Origin of the sequence: Sphingomonas sp. 66-10, from assembly GCF_001897045.1 — a bacterium.
Taxonomy (GTDB): domain Bacteria; phylum Pseudomonadota; class Alphaproteobacteria; order Sphingomonadales; family Sphingomonadaceae; genus Sphingomonas; species Sphingomonas lycopersici.
Genome location: NZ_MKRR01000033.1, coordinates 3,393 through 3,903 on the forward strand (window position 1 = coordinate 3,393; position 511 = coordinate 3,903).

The following is a 511-nucleotide window of genomic DNA, read 5'->3' on the forward strand; positions in this document are numbered from 1 at the left end:
GCAGAAGGCGAAAAAGGTGCAAAAACCCGAACTTGGTTCAGCGTCAGAGAGCAGCCAGTCTTCGCTTGGGCAGGAATGTGGAAAGATAGCTCTGAATGGGGTGCAGTGTACTCAGGGCTCATGACTGACTGCAACGAAGCGATAAGGCCTGTCCATGATCGGATGCCGGTACTCCTGCATCAGGAAGACCTAGACCTATGGCTTAGAGGCTCCCTTGACGACGTGATGCAGTTTCAGGGGCGATGCTACCCGGATGAGTTGATCCAGATGGAAAGGACGGCCGATTCTTGGCTGAGCCTAAGACCGAGCCACACGAACCAGCAGAGCAGGAAGGAAGGCTGAGAACACCTGACGAAGGGCCGCCTAGACACAGGCTTGTTGCTCCGGCCCTGCCAATGGAAGTTTATACGCCGCAGCCATGTGAAGTTGACCGCGACGAACATCCCCACCTGGAAATCGCCATCCCGAATGGGGGAAACGAGGCAGCGGATCCTCCGCACGATGCCTACAG

Annotated in this window: 1 protein-coding gene; it reads left to right on the forward strand. The window is 56.4% G+C overall.

The genetic code is table 11. The features are described from left to right. A partial coding sequence (locus tag BGN95_RS04135; protein ID WP_286771701.1) for an SOS response-associated peptidase family protein occupies positions 1 to 342 on the forward strand: 342 nt, incomplete at its 5' end. Between the last annotated feature and the right edge of the window lie 169 nt (positions 343 to 511).